Source organism: Paraburkholderia sp. (genome assembly GCF_047605525.1).
GTDB lineage: Bacteria > Pseudomonadota > Gammaproteobacteria > Burkholderiales > Burkholderiaceae > Paraburkholderia.
The window spans coordinates 16,603-38,234 of the sequence record NZ_JASGFN010000033.1 but is presented as its reverse complement, the minus strand read 5'-3'; the positions used below and the strand labels follow the sequence as shown (position 1 = coordinate 38,234).

General features: G+C 65.1%; 17 protein-coding genes. 8 read left to right on the top strand and 9 right to left on the bottom strand.

The window, feature by feature from the left end; genetic code table 11:
- Positions 1 to 34 precede the first annotated feature (34 nt).
- A complete protein-coding gene (locus QM685_RS32865; RefSeq protein ID WP_415123377.1) occupies positions 35 to 2,407 on the bottom strand; it encodes an LPS-assembly protein LptD in 2,373 nt (790 codons plus the stop codon).
- Positions 2,408 to 2,632: 225 nt separating this feature from the next.
- On the opposite strand from QM685_RS32865, the gene QM685_RS32860 reads away from it, so the two are divergent.
- Both QM685_RS32860 and murU read left to right on the top strand, forming a co-directional pair.
- On the top strand, positions 2,633 to 3,700 hold the full coding sequence (locus QM685_RS32860; RefSeq protein ID WP_415123375.1) for an aminoglycoside phosphotransferase family protein: 1,068 nt from the start codon (positions 2,633 to 2,635) through the stop codon (positions 3,698 to 3,700).
- A 3-nt stretch (positions 3,701 to 3,703) separates the two neighbouring features.
- Complete coding sequence (murU, locus tag QM685_RS32855; RefSeq protein WP_415123441.1) at positions 3,704 to 4,417, top strand: N-acetylmuramate alpha-1-phosphate uridylyltransferase MurU; 714 nt, start codon at positions 3,704 to 3,706, stop codon at positions 4,415 to 4,417.
- A 56-nt stretch (positions 4,418 to 4,473) separates the two neighbouring features.
- On the opposite strand, the gene QM685_RS32850 is transcribed toward murU, so the two are convergent.
- Entirely contained in the window at positions 4,474 to 6,372 is a 1,899-nt protein-coding gene (locus tag QM685_RS32850) for an ABCB family ABC transporter ATP-binding protein/permease (RefSeq protein WP_415123373.1), read from the bottom strand.
- Between the two features lie 225 nt (positions 6,373 to 6,597).
- On the opposite strand from QM685_RS32850, the gene QM685_RS32845 reads away from it, so the two are divergent.
- Both QM685_RS32845 and QM685_RS32840 read left to right on the top strand, forming a co-directional pair.
- Complete coding sequence (locus tag QM685_RS32845; RefSeq protein WP_415123371.1) at positions 6,598 to 6,993, top strand: acyl-CoA thioesterase; 396 nt, start codon at positions 6,598 to 6,600, stop codon at positions 6,991 to 6,993.
- Positions 6,994 to 7,113: 120 nt separating this feature from the next.
- Positions 7,114 to 7,725, top strand: coding sequence for a glutathione S-transferase family protein (locus QM685_RS32840; protein ID WP_415123369.1), 612 nt, complete (start codon positions 7,114 to 7,116; stop codon positions 7,723 to 7,725).
- Between the two features lie 77 nt (positions 7,726 to 7,802).
- Here QM685_RS32840 and QM685_RS32835 read toward each other — a convergent pair whose 3' ends face one another.
- Complete coding sequence (locus QM685_RS32835) at positions 7,803 to 10,601, bottom strand: EAL and GGDEF domain-containing protein (protein ID WP_415123367.1); 2,799 nt, start codon at positions 10,599 to 10,601, stop codon at positions 7,803 to 7,805.
- Between QM685_RS32835 and QM685_RS32830 the strand changes: the two genes are divergently transcribed.
- Positions 10,600 to 10,803 (top strand): hypothetical protein, encoded by a 204-nt coding sequence (locus QM685_RS32830; RefSeq protein ID WP_415123365.1) that lies wholly within the window; start codon positions 10,600 to 10,602, stop codon positions 10,801 to 10,803. The two genes, QM685_RS32835 and QM685_RS32830, sit on opposite strands and share 2 nt — an antisense overlap.
- Here the strand turns inward: QM685_RS32830 and QM685_RS32825 are convergent.
- Positions 10,800 to 11,276: a nitrate reductase associated protein gene (locus tag QM685_RS32825; protein ID WP_415123363.1), complete on the bottom strand. Its 477-nt coding sequence runs from the start codon at positions 11,274 to 11,276 to the stop codon at positions 10,800 to 10,802. The two genes, QM685_RS32830 and QM685_RS32825, sit on opposite strands and share 4 nt — an antisense overlap.
- A 125-nt stretch (positions 11,277 to 11,401) precedes the next feature.
- On the opposite strand from QM685_RS32825, the gene fdhD reads away from it, so the two are divergent.
- Positions 11,402 to 12,298, top strand: coding sequence for a formate dehydrogenase accessory sulfurtransferase FdhD (gene fdhD, locus QM685_RS32820; RefSeq protein WP_415123361.1), 897 nt, complete (start codon positions 11,402 to 11,404; stop codon positions 12,296 to 12,298).
- A 75-nt stretch (positions 12,299 to 12,373) separates the two neighbouring features.
- On the opposite strand, the gene QM685_RS32815 is transcribed toward fdhD, so the two are convergent.
- A complete protein-coding gene (locus QM685_RS32815; RefSeq protein WP_415123359.1) occupies positions 12,374 to 13,258 on the bottom strand; it encodes a LysR family transcriptional regulator in 885 nt (294 codons plus the stop codon).
- Between the two features lie 267 nt (positions 13,259 to 13,525).
- On the opposite strand from QM685_RS32815, the gene QM685_RS32810 reads away from it, so the two are divergent.
- Both QM685_RS32810 and QM685_RS32805 read left to right on the top strand, forming a co-directional pair.
- Positions 13,526 to 14,671, top strand: coding sequence for an alkene reductase (locus tag QM685_RS32810; protein WP_415123357.1), 1,146 nt, complete (start codon positions 13,526 to 13,528; stop codon positions 14,669 to 14,671).
- A 16-nt stretch (positions 14,672 to 14,687) separates the two neighbouring features.
- On the top strand, positions 14,688 to 15,086 hold the full coding sequence (locus QM685_RS32805) for a DUF427 domain-containing protein (RefSeq protein WP_415123355.1): 399 nt from the start codon (positions 14,688 to 14,690) through the stop codon (positions 15,084 to 15,086).
- A 60-nt stretch (positions 15,087 to 15,146) separates the two neighbouring features.
- Here QM685_RS32805 and QM685_RS32800 read toward each other — a convergent pair whose 3' ends face one another.
- The 4 genes from QM685_RS32800 to QM685_RS32785 all read right to left on the bottom strand — a co-directional run bounded on the left by QM685_RS32800 (position 15,147) and on the right by QM685_RS32785 (position 21,587).
- A complete protein-coding gene (locus QM685_RS32800; protein ID WP_415123353.1) occupies positions 15,147 to 15,917 on the bottom strand; it encodes an enoyl-CoA hydratase in 771 nt (256 codons plus the stop codon).
- Between the two features lie 99 nt (positions 15,918 to 16,016).
- Complete coding sequence (locus QM685_RS32795; RefSeq protein ID WP_415123351.1) at positions 16,017 to 17,216, bottom strand: acetyl-CoA C-acyltransferase; 1,200 nt, start codon at positions 17,214 to 17,216, stop codon at positions 16,017 to 16,019.
- A gap of 24 nt (positions 17,217 to 17,240) precedes the next feature.
- Positions 17,241 to 19,676, bottom strand: a complete 2,436-nt coding sequence (locus QM685_RS32790; protein ID WP_415123349.1) for a 3-hydroxyacyl-CoA dehydrogenase/enoyl-CoA hydratase family protein — start codon at positions 19,674 to 19,676, stop codon at positions 17,241 to 17,243.
- Between the two features lie 123 nt (positions 19,677 to 19,799).
- A complete protein-coding gene (locus QM685_RS32785) occupies positions 19,800 to 21,587 on the bottom strand; it encodes an acyl-CoA dehydrogenase C-terminal domain-containing protein (RefSeq protein WP_415123347.1) in 1,788 nt (595 codons plus the stop codon).
- Positions 21,588 to 21,632 lie beyond the last annotated feature (45 nt).

The following is a 21,632-nucleotide window of genomic DNA, read 5'->3' as shown; positions in this document are numbered from 1 at the left end:
GTCTTTTCGCATGCCATGAATGACCGGGCGACCGTCATTCGTAGTTGGTGAACCGCGACTCCGGCGGTGGCGGCGGCGGCAACGGCGTATAGCCGGCCACGCTGCTGCGGAACGCGGTAATCAGTCCGTTGTCGACGCTCGACAGGCCCTTGAACGTCAACTGCGCCAGAAACCGCGTGCTCGACTGATTCTGCCCCGACGTGTTCAAGCCGTTCGCATAGCGCTGGATGCCGGCGCCGAGCGTCCAGCAGTCCGCGTCGTATTGCAGGCCGACCAGACCGTCGACGATCCGGTGGCCGCCCAGGTCGTAATTGAACCGGCCGACACCGAACACCCGGTGCGACAGCGGCCATTGGCCCGAAATCACGACCTGATTGATCGGCTGGTTGTCCAGCGTGGTGTTCGCGCGCGTGTAGCGGTAGCCGACGTTGAGCACCTTGCCGGTCTCGGGACTGAAGCCGAAGCCGACGCTCGTCTTCACGAGCTGGTTGTTGTCGGCATTATATTGGAACGCCGCTTCCGAAGCGAAACCAGCGCCCAGCTTGAATGACGCGCCCGCGATCAGGTCCGAATGCGTGGCCTGCGTGCTGGTCTGGGTCGGCAGCAGCGTGACGCGCTGGTCCTGGAAATAGTACTGCTGCGCGATAACGAAACGGGCCCGCTCGTCGCCCGTCGCCGGGTTGATGAAGCGCGTCGTGATGCCGGCGGTCAGGCGATTCTCGTCGGCGATCCGGTCGTTGCCGACGAAGGTGTTCGGCGTGAAGATTTCCGCCAGACCGAAGTCGGAATCGGCGGTATCGAAGAGCGGCGCGTTGTTCTGGTTGCGGTACGGCGTGTACACGTAGTACAGGCGCGGCTCGAGGGTCTGGATATAGTCCTGTCCGAACAACCGCACCGAGCGCTCGAAAATGAGCCCCGAATCGAACGTGAAGGTCGGGATCGACTCGGTGAAATTCTTCGCCGCCCCCGGCACCCCGCTCAGATCGGTGCCGATGTTGTTCAGGTTGTACGACGCGAAGTGCCATTGCACCTTCGGCGTGACGAAGTAGCCCGGCCCCACCACCGAGTACGACACGTACGGGTTGAATAGCACCCGCTGGCCTTCGGTCACGTCCGCGGTGGTGATGCGGAAGTTCGTGTAGTCGGCCTCGGCGCCGAAGTCGAAGCCGCCGACGTTGTACTTCGCGTACTTCACGTTCAACTGCGGCTCGCGGCCGTACGGCGCGACCGACGGCTGCAGCGTCTGCCAGTGCTGCTCGCGCGCGAGCACGGACCACGGCCCGTTGTTGTAGGTCAACCCGGCTTCCTGCTGGTACAGGAGCTGGGTGCCGTTCATGAACTGGTTGACCGACGACGACAGGTCTTCCGGATAGGTATTGTCCGAAACCCTGTTGTAATAGATATAGCCACCGAACCCGTTGCCGAAGTTCTGGTTGTGCTGGATGTATATCGCGTAACGATTGGTCTTCGTCAGGTGATCGTCCGGCAGGAACTCGCCGGTGATCGAGCCGGAGTACGTCGGCGACAGATAGCGGAACGTGCTCTGCAACTGCACACCGCGCTTCGAGATCAGACGCGGCGTCACGGTCAGATCGCGGTTCGGCGCGATGTTGAAGTAATACGGCACCGACAGCTCGAAGCCGTTCGACGAACTCAGCGAGAACGTGGGCGGCAACAGGCCACTGCGCCGGTCACCCGAGAGCGGGAACGACAGCCACGGCGACGCGAACACTGGCACGCCCTGGAAGAACAGCACGCTGTTGTAGGCGACGCCTTCGTCCGCGCCGGTGTCGAAATCGAACTCGCTGCCCTTGATGTACCAGGCCGGATTGTCCGCGCACGCGCACGCCGTGTAGGTGCCTTTCGTGAACACCGAGCGCTCGGCGTCGAGCAGGTCGACGCGTTCCGCGCTGCCCGAGCCGCCCGTCACGTTGAAGTGGTACTTCGGCGCGGTCATGAAACCTTCGGTCGAATCGACGCGCAGATGCGCTTCGGGGCCGACGAAGGTATTGCCGGTGTTGGTGACGTGGACATTGCCGTATGCATCGGCCATGTCCGTGTCCTGATCGTAGTGCAGCGCGTCGGCCTTGATCACGGACGTGTTGTGACGCAACTCGGCCGAGCCCTTGACCGCGAGATCCTGGTCGATCGTGCCGCTCGCGCCGTCGCCAAGCACGAAGGTGGCCGGCCGCTGGCCGCTTTGCAACGGATGTTCTTCGAGCTGGGGAGCAAGCCGCATGCCCCAGGGCGCGTCGACCGGTTGGGGCTGCGCAGCTTCCCCCGCCAACTGGGCGTGCGCAAGCGTGGGCATCAGGCCCGGAACGGCGACCAGCGCCGCGACGAGCCGCCTTTTGCGCGGCGCTACTGCACAGGAGGAAGGGGTATCGGAAAGCTGTCTAGGCGGCATGTATCGTTTGGCGAATCGGCCCGTGCGCGAGCTTCCGTCGTCACGATCCACCGCCTGCACACCGCGACCGTGACAGTCGGCTGTACATCAAGGATTCACCATTTGCCGAACGATAAGGCGGGCGGTAGAACGGAACACGCGAGAGCTGGCGTGTGAGTCGCGTCAAAAAAGTCGTGGGGTATTATATGGCAAGACGTTGCCCCTCTGAATTTGCCGCCGGTTTTCATGACGCTGCCTCCCACCCAAGACCTTACCGACACCCGTCTCTCCCTGCTCAAGGCCTGGCTGCAAAGCCACGCGGCGCGCCATGCGCTCGAGCCCGGCACGCTCGTTCCGGCCTCGTCCGACGCGAGTTTCCGCCGCTATTTCCGGCTCGCCGGTAAGACACCGCAAGGCAACGGCACGGCCACGCTGATCGCCGTCGACGCGCCGCCGCCCGAAAAATGCCGTGAATTCGCGCAAATCGCCCAGTTGCTCGCCGATGCCGGCGTGCACGTGCCGCGCGTGCTCGAAGTCGACTTCGACGCCGGCTTCATGCTCGTCACCGATCTCGGCACCGCGTCGTATCTCGGCGCGCTCACCGAAGCGCAAGCCGCCGGCAACGCGCGCCGCTCCCGCGCGCTGATGCGCGACGCGCTCGACGCGCTGATCCGCTGGCAGTCGAGCTCGCGCGAGAACGTGCTGCCGCCGTTCGACGAAGCGTTCCTGCGCCGCGAGATGGAACTGATGCCCGAGTGGTTCATCGGCCGGCATCTCGGCCGCGACGTCGATGCCGATACGCGCGCGCTGCTCGATCGCACGTTCGCGCTGCTGATCGCGAGCGCGCGCGCGCAGCCGCAGAGCTTCATGCTGCGCGATTTCATGCCGCGCAATCTGATGATCGCCGAGCCGAACCCCGGCGTGCTCGACTTCCAGGACGCGGTGTACGGGCCGATCACGTACGACGTCGTGTCGCTGCTGCGCGACGCGTTCCTCAGTTGGGACGAGGAGTTCGAGCTCGACTGCTTCGCGTACTACTGGGAACGCGCGAAAAAAGCCGGCCTGCCGGTCGACGCCGATTTCGGCGAGTTCTATCGCCAGCTCGAATGGATGGGGCTGCAGCGGCACATCAAGGTGCTGGGCCTGTTCTGCCGGATCCACTATCGCGACGGCAAGGCGCATTACATGAACGACCTGCCGCGCTTCATCGGCTATGCGCGCAAGGTCGCGGAACGTTACGCGCCCTTGCGCGGGTTCGCGAAGCTGCTCGACGACCTCGAAGGCCGCGCGCGGGAAGTCGGCTATACCTTCTGACCAATAACGATGTCTGTAAAGAAAGCGATGATTTTCGCCGCGGGCCGCGGCGAGCGCATGCGTCCGCTGACCGACGCGTGCCCGAAGCCCTTGCTCGAAGTGGGCGGCAAGCCGCTGATCGTGTGGCAGATCGAACGGCTCGCGCGGGCCGGCATCCGCGGCATCGTGATCAATCACGCATGGCTCGGCGAGCAGATCGAAGCCGCGCTCGGCGATGGTTCGCGCTGGCAGGTCGAACTGCGCTATTCGCCCGAGCATGAGGCGCTGGAGACCGCGGGCGGCATCGCACAGGCGCTGCCTTTGTTGACCGGCAACGGCGAAGACGACGTGTTCGTCGCGGTGGCCGGCGACGTGTACACCGATTTCGATTACGCGACGCTGCACGCGCGCGCCACTCAGTTGAAGGCATTGCCCGAGCCCGGCATGCATCTGGTGATGGTGCCGAACCCGGCGTTTCACCCGAACGGCGACTTTGGCCTCGTCAATGGCGTGCTGTCGCTCGACACGCAGCCGCGCCTCACGTTCGGCAGCTTCGGGCTGTACGACACGCGCATGTTCCGCGAACTGCCGCGCGGCACGCGGCGCGCGCTGACGCCGTATTACCGCGAGACGATCGCGCGCGGGCTGGCGAGCGGCGAGCTATATGAGGGTGTGTGGGAGAACGTCGGTACGCAGGCGCAGTTGGAAGCGCTGGACCGGCTGTTGCGCGCGCGCTGAAGGCAAACAAGGTCGTTTATAGCGGCTGGCTGTGGCGGCCGGAACCTTCCGCCCCATCACGGCACATCCGTCTCCACCCCGACTTCGCCGCTCACCGCTTCCGCCACCTCCGGCGTCCGCCCCGCGCGCTGCTGCAACGCCCACATCTGCGCGAACAGGCCGTTCGCGCGCAGCAGTTCGGCATGCGTGCCGCGCTCCACGATACGTCCCTTGTCCATCACGATGATCTGCTGCGCGTGCACGACCGTCGAAAGCCGGTGCGCGATGATCAGCGTCGTGCGTTCGCGCGCGATCTGGTCGAGTTCGTGCTGGATCGCGCGCTCGGAACGCGAATCGAGCGCGGACGTCGCTTCGTCGAACAGCAGGATCGGCGGATTCTTCAGAATCGTCCGCGCGATCGCGACGCGCTGCTTTTCACCGCCCGAGAGCTTGAGACCGCGCTCGCCGACCGGCGTGTCATACCCCTTCGGCAAGCTTTCGATGAACTCGTGGATATGCGCGGCGCGCGCCGCCGCGATCACTTCGTCGCGCGTCGCCGACGGCCGGCCGTACGCGATGTTGTAGTAGATCGAGTCGTTGAACAGCACCGTGTCCTGCGGCACGATGCCGATCGACGCGCGCAGCGAACCCTGCGTGACGTCGCGAATGTCCTGCCCGTCGATCACGATCGCGCCACCCGCCGCGCGGTCCAGATCGTAGAAGCGGAACAGTAGCCGCGCGAGCGTCGACTTGCCCGAGCCGCTATGGCCGACCACCGCGGTCGTCGTGCCGGCCGCGATCGTGAAGCTCACGTCGTGCAGGATCGGCCGCGCGGGTTCGTACGCGAAGCTCACGTGCTCGAAGCGCACCTGCGCGCCGCGCACCTGCAATGCTGGCGCATCGGGCGCGTCGGGCACTTCCTGCGGCGCGCCGAGCAGCGAGAACATGCGGTCCATGTCGGTCAGGCTCTGCTTCAGCTCGCGATAGACGACGCCGAGAAAATTCAGCGGAATATAGAGCTGCAACATGAACGTGTTGATCAGCACCAGATCGCCGAGCGTAAGGTGCCCGGCCATCACGCCCTGCGTCGCGCGCCACAGGATGAATACGAGCCCGGTGCCGATGATCGCCTGCTGCCCGAAGTTCAGCGCCGACAGCGAACGCTGCGACTTGATCGCCGCCGCGCGATAGCGCTTGAGGTTCTCGTCGTAACGGCTCGCTTCCCACTCCTCGTTGCCGAAGTACTTGACGGTTTCGTAGTTGAGCAGCGAATCGATTGCGCGCGAATTCGCCTTCGAATCGAGATCGTTCATCGTGCGGCGAAAGTGCGTGCGCCACTCGGTCACTTTCACCGTGAAGACGATATACGCCGCGAGCGCGACGAACGTGACGATCGCGTAGTAGGCCTCGTATTTGACGACGAAAAAGCCGAGCACGAGGCCGACTTCGACGAGCGTCGGCAGGATGCTGTACAGCGAATACGAAATCAGTTGCGTAATGCCGCGCGTGCCGCGTTCGATGTCGCGCGACATGCCGCCCGTCTGCCGCTCCAGATGAAAACGCAGCGACAGGCCGTGCAGATGCCGGAACACCTTCAGCGCGAGCTGGCGCACCGCGCTTTCGGTCACTTTCGCAAACAGGATCTCGCGCAGCTCGGTGAAGAACGACGTGGACAGCCTCACCACCGCGTACGCGACCACCAGCAAGCCGACGCCGCCGAGCAGCACGATGCCGGGCGCGTCGTGCGCGCGGCCGAGCGCGCTCAGATGCCGGACCGACGCGAGGCTGTCGACGATGTGCTTCATCACGATCGGCACGCCGAGGTTGGCGACCTTCGCGCCGATCAGGCAACTGAGCGCGAAGCCGACCCGCCATTTATAAGTGGCGAGATACGGCAGCAGCGACAGGATCGTCTGCCAGTCGTTGCGGGGCTGGGTGGAAATCGGCGAGGGTTCGGACGAAGGCGTGCGGCGCATGGATCGTGGGGGGAAGGTGAAATTGCCGGAGTTCGCAGCGGCGCGAGGGTCACGCGCTTCGCTGGGCGCTTTCCCGTACAATTCCTGATCGTTCTATTGTCGCAGAAGCCGGCTGGCGCCGCTTTTCATGGGCTGTGCGGCCGGCGCCCGCACGTTGCTGCACGGTCCAGCCAATACTGCAAATACGCGCAAATACGCGTGACTACGTTTTCCAAGGATGTCCCGATGACCGATCTTCTTCAACTTCCGTCCAAGCCCTGCGCACTGCGCGTGATGCCCCAGCCATCGGATGCGAACATCCACGGCGACGTATTCGGCGGCTGGATCATGGCGCAGGTCGACATCGCCGGCTCGATTCCGGCAAGCAGCCGCGCGAACGGGCGGGTGGCGACCATCGCGGTCAACTCGTTCCTGTTCAAGCAGCCGGTGTTCGTCGGCGATCTGCTGAGCTTTTACGCGGATATCGTCAAGACCGGCAATACGTCGGTGACGGTGTCGGTCGAGGTGTACGCGCAGCGCTTGAATCTCCCGCAGGAAGTCGTCAAGGTCACGGAGGCGATCCTGACCTACGTCGCCACCGACAGCAACCGCCGTCCGCGCGCGCTGCCCGCGCTGGACTGACCCCGCCGGACCCGATTCCATGCACCGCCCGCGCCTATGCTTCCGTTCCCTCGCAAGGATGCTTAAGCCAGGGGCAACGAGGCACGGGCGCCCGATTGTCGATCTTCTAAAGGGAATGAGATGAAACTGATCGGAATGCTCGACTCGCCCTACGTGCGGCGTGTCGCCATCTGCATGAAGCTGCTCGGACTCGACTTCGAACACGAGTCGATTTCGGTTTTCCGCACCTATGACCAGTTCGCGAAGATCAACCCGGTCGTCAAGGCACCCACGCTGATCGCCGACAACGGTACGGTGCTGATGGACTCGACGGTGATCCTTCAATATCTGGCGACGCTCGCCGGTCCGAACCCGCTGTTCCCGACGCAGCCCGACAAGGCGCTGCGCGCGGCGCGCCTGACCGGCCTCGCGCTGTCCGCGAGTGAAAAGAGCGTGCAGATCGTCTACGAACGCAATCTGCGGCCGGCCGACAGGCAGCATGAGCCGTGGGTCGACCGCGTGCGCGCGCAACTGCTCGCCGCTTACGCCGAACTCGAACGCGAACTGGCCGCCGCGCCGCTGCCTGACAAACAGGAGCAGTTCGACGCGGCGCTCGTTGCGGTGGCGGTCGCGTGGAATTTCACGCACATGATGCTGCCGGAGCTGGTCGGCAAGGCGGATCATCCGCAATTGGAGAAGTTTTCCACGCTCGCGGAGAGCCTGCCGGTGTTCCTGGACACGCCGGCGGAATGATGGTCCGTCTTGATGTTTAATGCAAATCAGGGCGCCGCGCGGCGCCCTGATTTGCGATGAGGTTTCGCGACTCGCGCCTACGCCGTCTCCAGCTCCCACACCCACCCGCCGTGCAGCAGCCCGGAAATCGCCTCCGTCGACAGCGGCTTCGCGAAGTAGAACCCCTGCATCTCGTCGCACTCGCGCTTTTTCAGAAAATCGAGTTGTGCCGACGTCTCCACCCCCTCGGCGATCACCTGCAGCTTCAGCGAATGCGCGAGCGCGATGATCGCCGACGTGATCGTTTCGCCGTCGAGCGACACGCCGATATCCGACACGAACGAGCGGTCGATCTTGAGCCGGTCCACCGGGAAGCGTTTCAGATAGCTGAGGCTCGAATAGCCGGTGCCGAAGTCGTCGATCGCGAGACCGATGCCGAGCGCGTGCAGTTCGTTGAGCATCGACACCGCCTCTTCGGCGTTGCGCATGATCGTGCTTTCGGTCAATTCGAGTTCGAGGTACTTCGGCTCGAGCCCGGTCTCGGCGAACACCTGTTTGACCAGCCCGGCGATATCGCGCTGCTGGAACACGCGCGCCGACAGATTCACCGACACCCGCGCCGGCGGCAGCCCGTCGTCCTGCCACGCCTTGTTCTGCCGGCACGCCTCGCGCAGCACCCACTCCGACAGCGGGCCGATCAGCCCGCTCTCCTCGGCGAGCGGAATGAACGACGACGGCGGCACGAGCCCGACCTCCGGATCGTGCCAGCGCACCAGCGCCTCGACACCGACGATCTGGCCGCTGCCGATATCGATCTGCGGCTGATAGTGCAGCAGGAACTCGTCGTCGCGCAGCGCGCGGCGCAGGCGCCGCTCGAGGTTCAGGCGCGCGCCGGCGCTCGCGTTCATCTCCGGCTGATAGAACTGGAACGTGTTGCGGCCCATGTCCTTCGCGCGATACATCGCGACGTCGGCCTTCTTCATCAGCGTTTCGGCGTCGTCGCCGTCCTGCGGGAACAGGCTCGCGCCCATGCTGCAGCCGACGTACAGCTCATGGCCGTCGAGCCAGACCGGCTCGGCGATCGACACTCGCACGCGCTCCATCCACGCGATCAGCGATTTTTCGTCGACGGTGTCGGTCATCACGATCACGAACTCGTCGCCGCCGTGCCGCGCGACCGTGTCGCTGGTGCGCGAGCAGCGCGTCAGACGTTCCGCGACCACGCCGAGCAGCCGGTCGCCGACGCTGTGCCCCAGGCTGTCGTTGACGTTCTTGAAACCGTCGAGATCGAGGAACACGACCGCGACACCGTTGTGATGGCGCCGCGCGACGACGAGCGCATGTTCGAGCCGGTCGCGCAGCAGGTTGCGGTTCGGCAGGCGCGTGAGGCCGTCGTAGTTGGCCTGATATTCGAGTTGCTCCTGATAGCGGATCAGCTCGGTCACGTCGTTGATCACGCCGATATGATGCGTGATCACGCCGTCGGCATTCGGCACCGGCGCGATGAACAGTTGATTCCAGAACAGCGCGCCGTCCTTGCGATAGTTGCGCATTACCGCGCTCACCTCGCGGTTCGCCGCGAGCGCCTCGCGAATCAGCGCGACGCCCTCCTGGTCGCGGTCGTCGCGTTGCAGCACGCGGCAGTCGTGGCCGATCACCTCGGCCGGAGCGTAGCCGGTGATGCGCATGAACGCCGGATTCACGTACTCGATCAGATTGCCCGACGGCGACGGCGCGGTGATCAGGATCGCGTTGACGCTCGCGTCGAGCGCGCGGCTTTGCAGACGCAGCGCGAGATCGGCGCGCTTGCGCTCGGTCACGTCCGTGTATGAACCGAGCACGCCGATCACGCGGCCGTCGCCGTCGGTGAACGGCTGCTTGTTCGTGACCCGCGTGCGGTACTCGCCGTCGATCACGAGCTCGACCTCGAAATTCATCTTCGGCACGCCGGTACTCACGACTTCGCGATCGTGCCCGGTCAGCACGCCGGCGAACTGGGCCCACGGCAGGTCCGCATCGCTCTTGCCGACCACCTGCTCGGGGTACGCGAGCCCGGCATCGAGCGCGAACGCCATGTTGCAGCCGAGATAGCGCGAGTCCAGATCCTTCCAGAAGATGCGCTGCGGAATGCTGTCGATCACCGCTTCGAGCATCTGGTTCGAGCGCTGCGCTTCGGCTTCGGCGTTGATCTGATCGGTCACATCGTCCGCGAGCACGAAGAGCGCGTCGCGTCCCATGAAGTTGAGCGCGTGATACGACACGTCGACACTGATGATCGAGCCGTCCTTGCGCCGGTGACGCCAGATGCCCGCCATCGTGTGCCCCTGGCGGAGCGCGTCGCCGCGGCGCAGATGCGTTTCGAGGCGCGCGATTTCGGCACTCGGCCGGATCGCGCGGATCGTCATGTTCAGAAACTCGCTTTCCGTGTAGCCGTATTGCTGGATCGCGGCCGCGTTGACGGCGAGAAAGCGCAGCGTCTCGCGATCGTAGATGTACATCGGCACCGAATGATCGTCGAACAGGCTGCGAAAGCGCTCCTCGTTACGCACCAGCGCGCGGGCGCTGCGCAGTTTTTCGCGCGCGCTGTTCTCGCGCGCGCCGAACGTCATGACGAGCAGCGTGCCGCCGGCGAGCATCGTCACGATCAGCACGAACGTCGCGCGCTCGCTGTCGCTCGCCGACGCCGCGAGCGAGGTCTCCAGCGCGTGGTTTTCCCCGGCGCGCAGCGCGGCGCGATACGCATCGAGGTTTTGGCGCACGCTCGTCGAGCGCTGCAGGCGTGCATCGGCGTCGCGTTGTCCGCGAATCTGCGTGTACCCGACGAACGCGTTTGCACCGACCGCGACGACGACGACCGCGATGTTGATCAGCAGCCGCTTCGATAAGAAAGGGATCATGGGTTCCGAACGTCAATCGGGCCGAGGACGGGAGCGCGCGCTCACTGTCGGTGCGTCGGGCCGCATCGATACGAATCTTTTTGCGCGCCAACCTTTGGATATCGGCAGCGTTCGGAAACGGGTTGAGGGTACGGATGAAAAAAATTGGGGAAAGGGTGAAATGGCCGCGCCAGGCCGGCCGCGCCTGGCCGGCCGCACCTAGCCGGCCGCGCCAAACTCCTTCATCGCCGGGACGAAGTCGTGGTTTGCTTCCGGCTTGCGCGACAGCTTGGCGAGCACGTAGCGCCTGAAAGGATCGAGCGCGGCCCAGCGCGCGACGCTCGGCGCGGCGAGACCCGCGAGTCCCGCCTGATGCGCGACACCTTCGGGCACACTGTCGGTGCGGCGCCAGGCGGGCGCCTCCTCCGGCGTGAACCACTCCGGCTCGACGTTCGCGTGAGTGCGCAGCATTTCGAACAGCGCGTGATCGAAATTCGGCTCGATCTGCCTGTCTTCGTCGACCGGGAAACGTGCGAGCAGCTTGCGGTCTTCGAGCGGCAGTTGCTGCCATTGGTCGAGTGAAATACGCAGGCCGAAACGGTCGAGATTGAAGCGCACCGCCATCGGGATATAGGTGAAATTCTCCGAAGACGCGACTTCGAAGTCGAACAGAAGCGGTGCTTCGCTGAGTCCCATGACAGTGCTCCTTCCCGGTAACGGACAGCGTGTGGACGTCGCTTGAGGTATTTTAGAACCTTATTCGCGCGCCGCAGGCGCGCGCGGGCGCTTATACGCGCTTGTATGTACAGGAGTGAAACAGCTTGAACGGACAGGAAAACGGGCGCGGCGGTAAAGAGGCGGCGGCCCGGACGAACCCCCTCGCCGTCGCCCGCGACACCGGCGAACAACCCGGCGCGGTGCCGCGCGAGGTGCGCCGCCATCGCGGCGCGACGGTCGAAACCGTCACGGATCACGTCGGCCAGGAGTGGCCGGTCGCGCTCGTCTTCAACGGCATTTCGCACGCGGTGATGATGTGCACGCCGCGCGATCTCGAAGCGTTCGCGGTCGGCTTCGCGATTTCGGAGGGTATCGTCGAGCGCGGCAGCGACATCCAGGATATCGAGGTCGAATCGCACGACCACGGCGAGCTGCCGCATGCCGAAGTGCATCTGCAGGTCGTGCAGCAGGCGTTCGCCGCGTTGAAGGAGAAACGCCGCGCGCTCGCCGGGCGCACCGGCTGCGGCGTGTGCGGAATCGAAAGCATCGATCTGCTCGATCTGAAGCCGCAACGGGTGCCCGACACCGGTTTTCTGCAACGTCTCGCGCCCGATGCGATCGCGCGCGCCGCGCGCGCGCTGCCCGAACATCAGGCGCTCACGCGGCTCACGGGCGGGCTGCACGCGGCCGCATGGTGCGATGCGGCAGGCGCGATCCGCTATGCGTTCGAGGATGTCGGCCGCCACAACGCGCTCGACAAGCTGATCGGCCAGCTCGTGCTCGCTCGCGCCGATACGCGCGACGGTTTCGTGTTTCTGTCGAGCCGCGCGAGCTACGAGCTGGTGCGCAAGGCCGCGCGTGTCGACGTGCCGATGGTCGCGACGATCTCGGCGCCGTCGTCGCTCGCGATTGCGATTGCGCGCGAGGCGGGCGTGCGGCTCGTGAGCTTCTGCCGCGAATCGAGCTACGTGGATTACGACACGTGGCAGCCGCGGTCCTGAGCGACGGCATCGCGCAATCCATCAAGCGACGGCGCTAAAAACACATAAATACCCATTGCGCCGGCACGTGTCAGTTCAACTCGCGGCAACGAGTTCATCCGTTCTCGACAGAAACAGCTTCAGCACCGGCGACGCATTCGAACGGCTATAGCCGATCGCGAGATCGACGGTCGGCGCCTCGCCTTCGAGGGGCCGGCTCACCACCGACCACGGCAGCAGGTTGTTCGCGTACTCCGGCATCAGCGACAGCCCGCGCGTCGAAGCGACGAGCGACATCGCCATCGCAAGGTTGTCGACGCCATGCTCGGGCTTCAGATCGAGCCCGTTCTCGTGCAGATATTGCGCGATCACATCGTGCAGCACGCGCGCCTTGTTCGACGCCATGACAAACGGCTCGCCCTGCAAATCCGACGGACGGATCGCCGCTTTTGCCGTCAGCCGATGATCGCTCGGCATCAGCACGATCAGTTTCTCGCGATGGACGACGCGGTAGTCGAGATCCAGCCCCGGCTCCGTGCGCACGAAGGCAAGGTCGAGCTTGCCTCGCGCCACGGCGTCGGCGAGATCGGGGGAGTAGCCGCTCGACACCGTCACGTCGATATTCGGCAACTCGTCGCGCAGCACCTGCATGGCGCGCGGCAGCCACGTCATTTCCTGACCGGTCAGGAAGCCGAGCGCGAAGACCTGTTTGGCGGGCCGCGCGGCGCGCCGCGCCGCCTCGATCGCGGCATCGACCTGGGCGAGCGCCAGCCGCGCGTGGTCGAGGAATGCCTTGCCGGACGGCGTCAGCTCGACGCCGCGCGCGCTGCGGGTGAAGAGCTCCGCCCGAACTTCGTCCTCGAGATCGCGGATCTGCCTGCTAAGCGACGGCTGCGACGTGTACAGCCGCTGCCCGGCGGCGACGGTGAGGCTGCCCGTTTCCGCGACGGCAACGAAATAGCGCAGGTGGCGTAACTCCATGCTGTCTCCCGTTTGCTCCATTCCTGCCCGCTTGCGCACGGGCGGAGCGCCATGCCTCCAAGGCATGCCAGCAAGCCTACAAAGTCTTTTTTCTTTGCGCAAGCGACGGCTAGATTACCTGCCAGCAGTCACATCGCGCGGCGCGCAAACCGGCCGCGCAAGTTCATCGCCATACCTGCCTGCTATTGCTGAGCGACGGCCGAAGCGCTGACGAGCACCGCACGGCCGCGCCGCATCCGGCCGGTATCAACCGACAAAGGCTTCCAGATGACCGACACGAATCTCAAACTGTTCTCGCCAGCGAAGATTGGCCCGCTGCAACTGTCGCACCGCGTCGTGCACGCGCCGATGACGCGCCTGCGCGCCGACTCCGATGACAGTCCGAGCGCGATGATGGTCGAGTATTACCGCCAGCGCGCATCGCGAGGCGGCCTGCTGATTACGGAAAGCGCGCATCCTTCCTATGACAGCCGCGGCTACCTCGGCGCGCCGGGCATCTACACGGACGCGCATGCCGAAGCCTGGAAGAAGATCACCGACGCCGTTCACGCAAAAGGCGCGCGCATTTTCATGCAGATCGCGCACGACGGGCGTCAGTCGCATATCGATCTGAGCGGGGGCAACGCGCCCGTCGCACCTTCTGTCGTGCCGTACGAAACCACGGTATTCACGCACAACGGCTGGGTGCCGAACTCGCCGCATCGCGCGCTCGGGATCGACGAGATTCCGGCAATCGTCGAGTCGTTCCGGCGCGCCGCGCAACGCGCCAAAGCCGCCGGATTCGACGGCGTCGAACTGCACAACGCAAACGGCTATCTCGCGGACACGTTCCTGCAGGACGGCACGAACAAACGCACCGATGCCTATGGCGGTACGATCGAAAAACGCGCGCGCTTTTCGCTGGAACTGGTGGACGCGTTGGCGTCCGTCTGGGGCGCGGATCGCGTCGGCGTGCGCGTATCGCCGAGCGGCCGCTGGGGCGCGATCTCCGACAGCGATCCCAAGGCGACCTTCGGCTATTTCGCCGAGCGGCTCGATGCATACGGTCTCGCTTATCTGCATGTGATCGAACCGCGCGTGATGGGCACGGAAACGCTCGTCGAAGGCGAGGCGCCCGTCGCGTCGTCGTTCCTGCGGCAGGTGTTCGGCGGACCGATCATCGCGGCCGGCGGTTTCGACCGCGCGGGCGCCGAACAGATCCTGCAACGCGGCGATGCCGATCTGGTCGCATTCGGCCGCTGGTTTTCGTCGAACCCGGATCTGCCCGAGCGGTTGCGCCGCAACTTGCCGCTCACGCCGTATCGGCGCGACGCGTTCTGGGGCGGCGACGAGCGCGCATACATCGACTTTCGCGCCTACGACGACGCACACACCGACGAGTCCGCCGACTCGTCGGCCAATGAAACCGTTTGATTCAAGGAGCCACACCATGTCCACCAGCAACGTCCCGAACACGACGCGAAGCGTGAAGATTCCCGGTCCCGATCATCCGATCACGATCGAGCGCAATCCCTCGCGCGTCGTGGTCACGGTCGCGGGCCGCATCGTCGCCGACACCCGCGACGCGCTGACGCTGCGCGAAGCGCACTATCCGCCCGTGTTCTACGTCCCGAGAAAGGACGTCGACATGACGCAGCTCGAACGCACGGACCATGCGACGTACTGCCCATACAAGGGCGACGCCGCGTATTTTTCGATTCCGGCGGGCGGCGAGCGCGCCACTAACGCGATCTGGACTTACGAATCGCCCCATCCCGCGGTCGAGCCGATCCGCGATCACCTCGCGTTCTATACCGATCGCGTCGATTCGATCGAAGAACGCGGATAAGAGCCCCGCAGCGTCAAAAGCGCAAGCCGGTGCAGAAGCCGCGCCGCGACCCGTAATCGGCTACGGGAAGGAGCGGAAATCCGGCTTGCGCTTCTCGAAGAACGCCTTGAACGCCTCGGCCGCTTCCGGCGCGAGCAGCATCTTGCCGAAGTGCACGGCTTCCTCGGCTATCTGCGTTTGCAGCTCCTGCTGGCTCGCGCGCTTCATCAGACTCTTCGTCACACGCAACGACGATGCCGGCAATGCCGCCAGCTTCGCGGCCTGCGAAGCCGCGAACGCATCGACCTCGCCCGCCGGCAGCACGCGATTCACGAAGCCCATCCGGTGCGCCTCGGCCGCGTCGAACGCCTCGCCGAGCAGCAGCTTTTCGGCCGCCGCCTGATAGCCGGCCACGCGCTGCAGCAGCAGGCTCGACGCCGCTTCCGGGCACAGCCCGAGCTGCGTGAACGGCAGCGAAAAGCTCGCGGTGTCGGCCGCATAGACCAGATCGCAATGCAGTAGCAGCGTCGTGCCGACGCCCACCGCCGGGCCCGCGACTGCCGCCACGAGCGGCTTCTCCGCCGAGCTGATCGCGCGCAGGAACTGGAACACCGGCGCGTTCTCGCCGACCGGCGGCGTCTTCATGAAGTCCTCGAGATCGTTGCCGGCGCTGAAAATGCCCGCGCTGCCGCGAATCAGGATTGCGCGCACCGACGTGTCGCGCTGCGCGTCGACGAGCGCGTCGGCCATCGTCTGATACATCGCGGCCGTGATCGCGTTCTTCCTGCCGGGCCGGTTGAAGGCGATCGTCAGCACCGCGTCGGCGCGCTCGACCAGAATATCCGTCGTCATCCCGTTCATCTCCTTTCGCTCCTGCCGAATGTAAAAACGGTTCGCAAGCCGGGCGGCTCGCGAACCGTTGCGTGGTCTTAGTGGATCGCTATCAGCGGCTTACAGCCGCTCGATGATGCCCGCCGCGCCCATGCCGGTGCCGACGCACATCGTCACCATCCCGTACCTGTAGTTGCGGCGGCGCAGCCCGTGCACGACGGTCGCCGCGCGGATCGCGCCGGTCGCGCCGAGTGGATGGCCGAGCGCGATCGCGCCGCCGAGCGGGTTGATCTTCGCGGTATCGAGGCCGAGGTCCTGGATCACCGCGAGCGACTGCGCGGCGAATGCCTCGTTCAGCTCGATCCAGTCGAGGTCGTCCTGCTTCAGGCCCGCGGCCTTCAGCGCGGCCGGAATCGCTTCCTTCGGGCCGATGCCCATGATTTCCGGCGGCACGCCGCGCACCGCGAAGCTGACGAAGCGCGCGAGCGGCGTCAGATTGAACTGCTTGAGGATCTTTTCCGACACGACGATCAGCGCGCCCGCGCCGTCCGAGGTCTGCGAGCTGTTGCCGGCCGTCACCGAGCCCTTGTTCGCGAACACCGCGCGCAGCTTCGCTAGCCCTTCCATCGACGTGTCCGCGCGCGGACCTTCGTCGAGCGACACCTCGCGCGTCTTCACGCTGACTTCGCCGGTGGCGAGATCGGGGAAGCGCTCGGTGAGCGTGTACGCGGCGATTTCGTCGTTGAATTCGCCGGCCTGTTGCGCGGCGATCGCGCGGCGGTGCGATTCGACCGAGAACGCGTCCTGCGCTTCGCGGCTGATCTTCCAGCGCTCGGCGACCTTCTCGGCGGTCAGGCCCATGCCGTACGCGATGCCGATGTCCTCGTTGCGATCGAAGATATGCGGCGACAGCGACGGCTTGTTGCCCATCATCGGCACCATGCTCATCGATTCGCAGCCGCCCGCGATCATCGCGTCCGATTCGCCGACGCGGATACGGTCCGCGGCCATCGCGAGCGCGGTCAGACCCGACGCGCAGAAGCGGTTCACCGTGACGCCGCCGACCGTGTTCGGCAGGCCGGCGAGCAGCGCGCCGATGCGCGCGACGTTCAGGCCCTGCTCCGCTTCCGGAATCGCGCAACCGACGATCGCGTCTTCGATCACGCTGGTGTCGAGACCCGGCACCTGCGCGACGGCCGATCTGATCGCGTGAACCAGCAGCTCGTCCGGGCGCGTGTTCCTGAACATGCCGCGCGGCGCCTTGCCGATCGGCGTACGGCTCGCGGCGACGATATATGCGTCCTGCAATTGCTTTGCCATTTCGTGTTCCTCTAAAGTCGCCGCTTAGTTGCGTACCGGCTTGCCGGTTTGCAGCATGCCCATGATCCGTTCCTGCGTCTTCTGCGTGCCGAGCAGCTCGACGAACGCGCGACGTTCGAGTTGCAGCAGCCATTCTTCGTCGACGAGGCTGCCCGCTTCGACGTCGCCGCCGCACACCGCTTCCGCGATGCGGCTCGCGATCAGGAAATCGTGCTCGCTGATAAAGCGGCCGTCGCGCATGTTGACGAGCGACGCCTTGATCGTCGAGATCGCCGAGCGGCCCGCCACCGGCACCTGCACCGCACGCAGCGGCGGACGATAACCCGCAGCCGCGAGCGCGCGCGCTTCCTTCTTCGCGATGTCGAGCAGTTCGAACACGTTGAAGACGATCGTGTCCGACGGCTTCAGATAACCCATCGCGCGCGCATCGAGCGCGGAGGCCGACACCTTCGCCATCGCCGCGTTTTCGAACGACTTCTGCACGAACTTCAGCAGATCGCTGGTCGCGCCGACCTGGGTCGCGGCTTCCGCCGCGCGCAGCGCCGCCTCCTTGAGGCCGCCGCCCGCCGGCACGAGACCCACGCCGACTTCGACGAGACCCATATAGCTCTCGACGTGCGCGACGCGCTTCGCGCTATGCAGCGCGAGCTCGCAGCCGCCACCGAGCGCGATGCCCGAGACCGCGGAAATTACCGGCACGTTCGCGTACTTCACGCGCAGCATGCCTTGCTGGAACTTCTTCACGAACGGCTCGATGCCTTTCGCGCCGCCCATCATGAACGCCGGCATCGCCTCTTCGAGGTTCGCGCCCGCCGAGAACGGACCGCCCGGCGTACCGAGCTTCAGCGAGGTCGGCTGCCATACCACCAGCCCCTTGTAGTCCTTCTCCGCCAGCTCGATTGCCTGCGTCAGACCGTCGATCACCGCCGGTCCGATCGTGTTCATCTTGCTCTTGAACGACACGATCAGCACGTCGTCCTCGCCCGCGCGGTCGTCGACCCACGCGCGCACCGCGTCGGTCTCGAATAGCGTCTTGCCGTAGGTCTTCGGATCAGCGCCGGTTTCGCCGGCGAGCGGCGCGCGGAACACCTGCTTGCGGTACACGTCGAGCGACGAGCGCGGCACGAAGCGCTTCGTGGCCGGCGACCACGAGCCTTCATCGGTATGCACGCCGCCCTTGTCGGCGACCGCGCCTTCCGTCACCCACGACGGCAGCGGCACGTCGGCCAGCCCCTTGCCCGCCGCGATATCCTCCCGCACCCACTCGGCGACCTGCTTCCAGCCGGCCGTCTGCCAGCCTTCGAACGGGCCTTCGTTCCAGCCGAAGCCCCAGCGGATCGCGAGATCGACGTCGCGCGCGTTGTCGGCGATCGATTCCAGATGCACGGCGATGTAGTGATAGACGTCGCGGAAGATCGCCCACAGGAACTGCGCCTGCGGGTGCTGCGTTTCGCGCAGCAGCTTCAGCCGCTCGGCGGGCGGCCGCTTCAGGATGCGGCCGACGATTTCGTCCGCCTTCGCGCCGCCGTCGACATACTCGCCCGTGTTCGGATCGAGCACCTTGATCGCCTTGCCTTCCTTCCTGTAGAAACCGCCGCCGGTCTTCTGGCCGAGCGCGCCCTTCTTCACCAGTTCGGCGAGCACGGCCGGCGTTTCGTAGACCGGGAAAAACGGATCGTCGGGCAACGTGTCCTGCATCGTCTTGATCACGTGCGCCATCGTGTCGAGACCGACGACGTCGGCGGTGCGGAACGTCGCCGACTTCGCGCGGCTGAGGCGCGAACCGGTCAGATCGTCCACTTCGTCGAAACGCAGACCGAACTTCGCGGCTTCGGTGATTACCGCGAGGATCGAGAAAATGCCGACGCGGTTCGCGATGAAGTTCGGCGTATCTTTCGCGCGCACGACGCCCTTGCCGACCACGCTCGTCAGGAACGTTTCGAGCTGGTCGAGAATTTCCGGACGCGTCGCCGCGGTCGGAATCAGTTCGACCAGATGCATGTAGCGCGGCGGATTGAAAAAGTGCACGCCGCAGAAGCGCGCCTTCAGGTCGTCCGCGAAACCTTCGGACAGCGCGGTGATCGACAGACCCGACGTGTTGGTCGCGAAGATCGCGTGCGGCGCGATATGCGGCGCGACCTTGCTGTACAGGTCGTGCTTCCAGTCCATCCGCTCGGCGATCGCTTCGATCACGAGGTCACATTCGGCGAGTTTCGCGATGTCGTCGTCGTAATTCGCGGGCTGAAGGTATTGCGCGTCGTCCTTCACGCCGAACGGCGCCGGCGACAGCTTCTTCAGATTCTCGATCGCCTTCAGCGCGATCCCGTTTTTCGGGCCTTCCTTTGCGGGCAGGTCGAACAGCAGCACGGGCACCTTGGCGTTGATCAGGTGCGCGGCGATCTGCGCGCCCATCACGCCGGCGCCGAGCACGGCTACCTTGCGAATGATCAGATTGCTCACGTCGTTTCTCCGGGGAGTTATGCGGTGGCGCGAAGTTTCGTTCGTGCTTCGCGCGGTGTATGTGGTCTGGAGCGAGACAGCGCGGATTCGCTGCGCGCGGGCGCCTCGCCCGATCTGCGAGCGTCAGAACAACGCTTCTTCCACGTCCATCATCGGCTTCGAGCCGGCACGCGCCTGGCGGATCGTCATCGCCGTTTCGGGCAGCAGCTTCGCGAAGTAGAAGCGCGCGGTGGCGAGCTTCGCCTTGTAGAACGGATCGCCCGAGGCCTCCTTGTCCAGCGCGATACGCGCCATGCGCGCCCAGAAGTACGAGAACACCAGATGGCCGACCGTGCGCAGATACGGCACGGCCGCGGCGCCGACTTCGTCCGGGTTCTGCATCGCCTTCATGCCGATTTCCATCGTCAGCTTCTGCACCTTTTCGCCGATGTCGGCGAGCGGGTTCACGAACTCCTGCATTTCCGGCTTGATGCCTTCGGCTTCGACGAATTCGGCGACCAGCTTGCCGAACTTCTTCATCTTCGCGCCCATGTCGCCGAGCACCTTGCGGCCGAGCAGGTCGAGCGCCTGAATGCCGTTGGTGCCTTCGTAGATCATGTTGATGCGCGCGTCGCGCACGTACTGCTCCATGCCCCATTCGGCGATGAAACCGTGGCCGCCGTAAATCTGCATCGCGTGATTGGTGCCTTCGAATGCGTTGTCCGACAGAAACGCCTTCAGGATCGGCGTGAGCAGCGCGACGAGGTCGGCCGCTTCCTTGCGCTCGGCTTCGTCCGCGTGCGACAGCTCCTTGTCGATATGCAGCGCGGCCCAGTACGAGAATGCGCGGCCGGCTTCGGCGTAGGCCTTCTGCGTGAGCAGCATGCGGCGCACGTCCGGATGCACGATGATCGGATCGGCGGCCTTTTCCGGCGCCTTCGGGCCGGTCAGCGAACGCATCTGCAGACGCTCTTTCGCGTACGTCAGCGAGTTCTGATACGCGACTTCGGTGAGGCCCAGGCTCTGCATGCCGACACCGAGACGCGCTGCGTTCATCATCACGAACATCGCGTTGAGACCCTTGTTCGGCTCGCCGACGAGCCAGCCCTTCGCGTTGTCGAGATTGATCACGCAGGTCGCGTTGCCGTGGATGCCCATCTTGTGTTCGATCGACCCGCACTTCACGCCGTTGCGCTCGCCGGGCTCGCCCGCTTCGTTCGGGATGAACTTCGGCACGATGAACAGCGAAATGCCCTTGGTGCCTTTCGGCGCGTCCGGCAGACGCGCGAGCACGAGGTGAACGATGTTCTCCGCCAGATCGTGTTCGCCGCTCGAGATGAAGATCTTCGTGCCGCTGATCGCGTACGAGCCGTCGCCGTTCGGCTCGGCCTTGGTGCGCAGGATGCCGAGATCGGTGCCGCAATGCGGCTCGGTCAGGCACATCGTGCCGGTCCAGACGCCCGCGACCAGCTTCGGCAGATAGCGCTGCTGCAATTCGGGCGTGCCGTGCGCGTGCAGGCATTCGTACGCGCCGTGCGACAGGCCCGGATACATCGTCCATGCCTGATTCGCCGAATTCAGCATTTCATAGAGCGCGTTGTTGACGAACGCGGGCAGCCCCTGGCCGCCGTATTCCGGGTCGCAGCCGAGCGCCGGCCAGCCGGCTTCGACGTATTGCTTATAGGCTTCCCTGAAGCCCTTCGGCGTGGTCACGACGCCGTCGCCGGCGTACGTGCAGCCTTCCTGGTCGCCGCTGTGGTTGAGCGGGAACAGCACTTCGGAGCAGAACTTGCCGGCTTCCTCGAGCACCGCGTTGATCGTGTCGGTGTCGAGATCCGCGTGCTTCGGCATTTGCCGGAGTTCGGCTTCGACGTTGAGCAGTTCGTGCAACACGAATTGCATGTCGCGCAACGGCGCGGCGTACTGTCCCATGACTCTCTCCAAGTTTGACTAGAAGCCAGGCCGTTGGCTGAGTCC

Bases quoted from the DNA above. Each gene is read 5' to 3' on its own strand.
- QM685_RS32865 (WP_415123377.1), bottom strand. From the start codon at position 2,407: ATGCCGCCTAGACAGCTTTCCGATACCCCTTCCTCCTGTGCAGTAGCG.
- QM685_RS32860 (WP_415123375.1), top strand. From the start codon at position 2,633: ATGACGCTGCCTCCCACCCAAGACCTTACCGACACCCGTCTCTCCCTG.
- QM685_RS32850 (WP_415123373.1), bottom strand. From the start codon at position 6,372: ATGCGCCGCACGCCTTCGTCCGAACCCTCGCCGATTTCCACCCAGCCC.
- QM685_RS32845 (WP_415123371.1), top strand. From the start codon at position 6,598: ATGACCGATCTTCTTCAACTTCCGTCCAAGCCCTGCGCACTGCGCGTG.
- QM685_RS32840 (WP_415123369.1), top strand. From the start codon at position 7,114: ATGAAACTGATCGGAATGCTCGACTCGCCCTACGTGCGGCGTGTCGCC.
- QM685_RS32830 (WP_415123365.1), top strand. From the start codon at position 10,600: ATGGGTTCCGAACGTCAATCGGGCCGAGGACGGGAGCGCGCGCTCACT.
- QM685_RS32835 (WP_415123367.1), bottom strand. From the start codon at position 10,601: ATGATCCCTTTCTTATCGAAGCGGCTGCTGATCAACATCGCGGTCGTC.
- QM685_RS32825 (WP_415123363.1), bottom strand. From the start codon at position 11,276: ATGGGACTCAGCGAAGCACCGCTTCTGTTCGACTTCGAAGTCGCGTCT.
- QM685_RS32815 (WP_415123359.1), bottom strand. From the start codon at position 13,258: ATGGAGTTACGCCACCTGCGCTATTTCGTTGCCGTCGCGGAAACGGGC.
- QM685_RS32810 (WP_415123357.1), top strand. From the start codon at position 13,526: ATGACCGACACGAATCTCAAACTGTTCTCGCCAGCGAAGATTGGCCCG.
- QM685_RS32805 (WP_415123355.1), top strand. From the start codon at position 14,688: ATGTCCACCAGCAACGTCCCGAACACGACGCGAAGCGTGAAGATTCCC.
- QM685_RS32800 (WP_415123353.1), bottom strand. From the start codon at position 15,917: ATGACGACGGATATTCTGGTCGAGCGCGCCGACGCGGTGCTGACGATC.
- QM685_RS32795 (WP_415123351.1), bottom strand. From the start codon at position 17,216: ATGGCAAAGCAATTGCAGGACGCATATATCGTCGCCGCGAGCCGTACG.
- QM685_RS32785 (WP_415123347.1), bottom strand. From the start codon at position 21,587: ATGGGACAGTACGCCGCGCCGTTGCGCGACATGCAATTCGTGTTGCAC.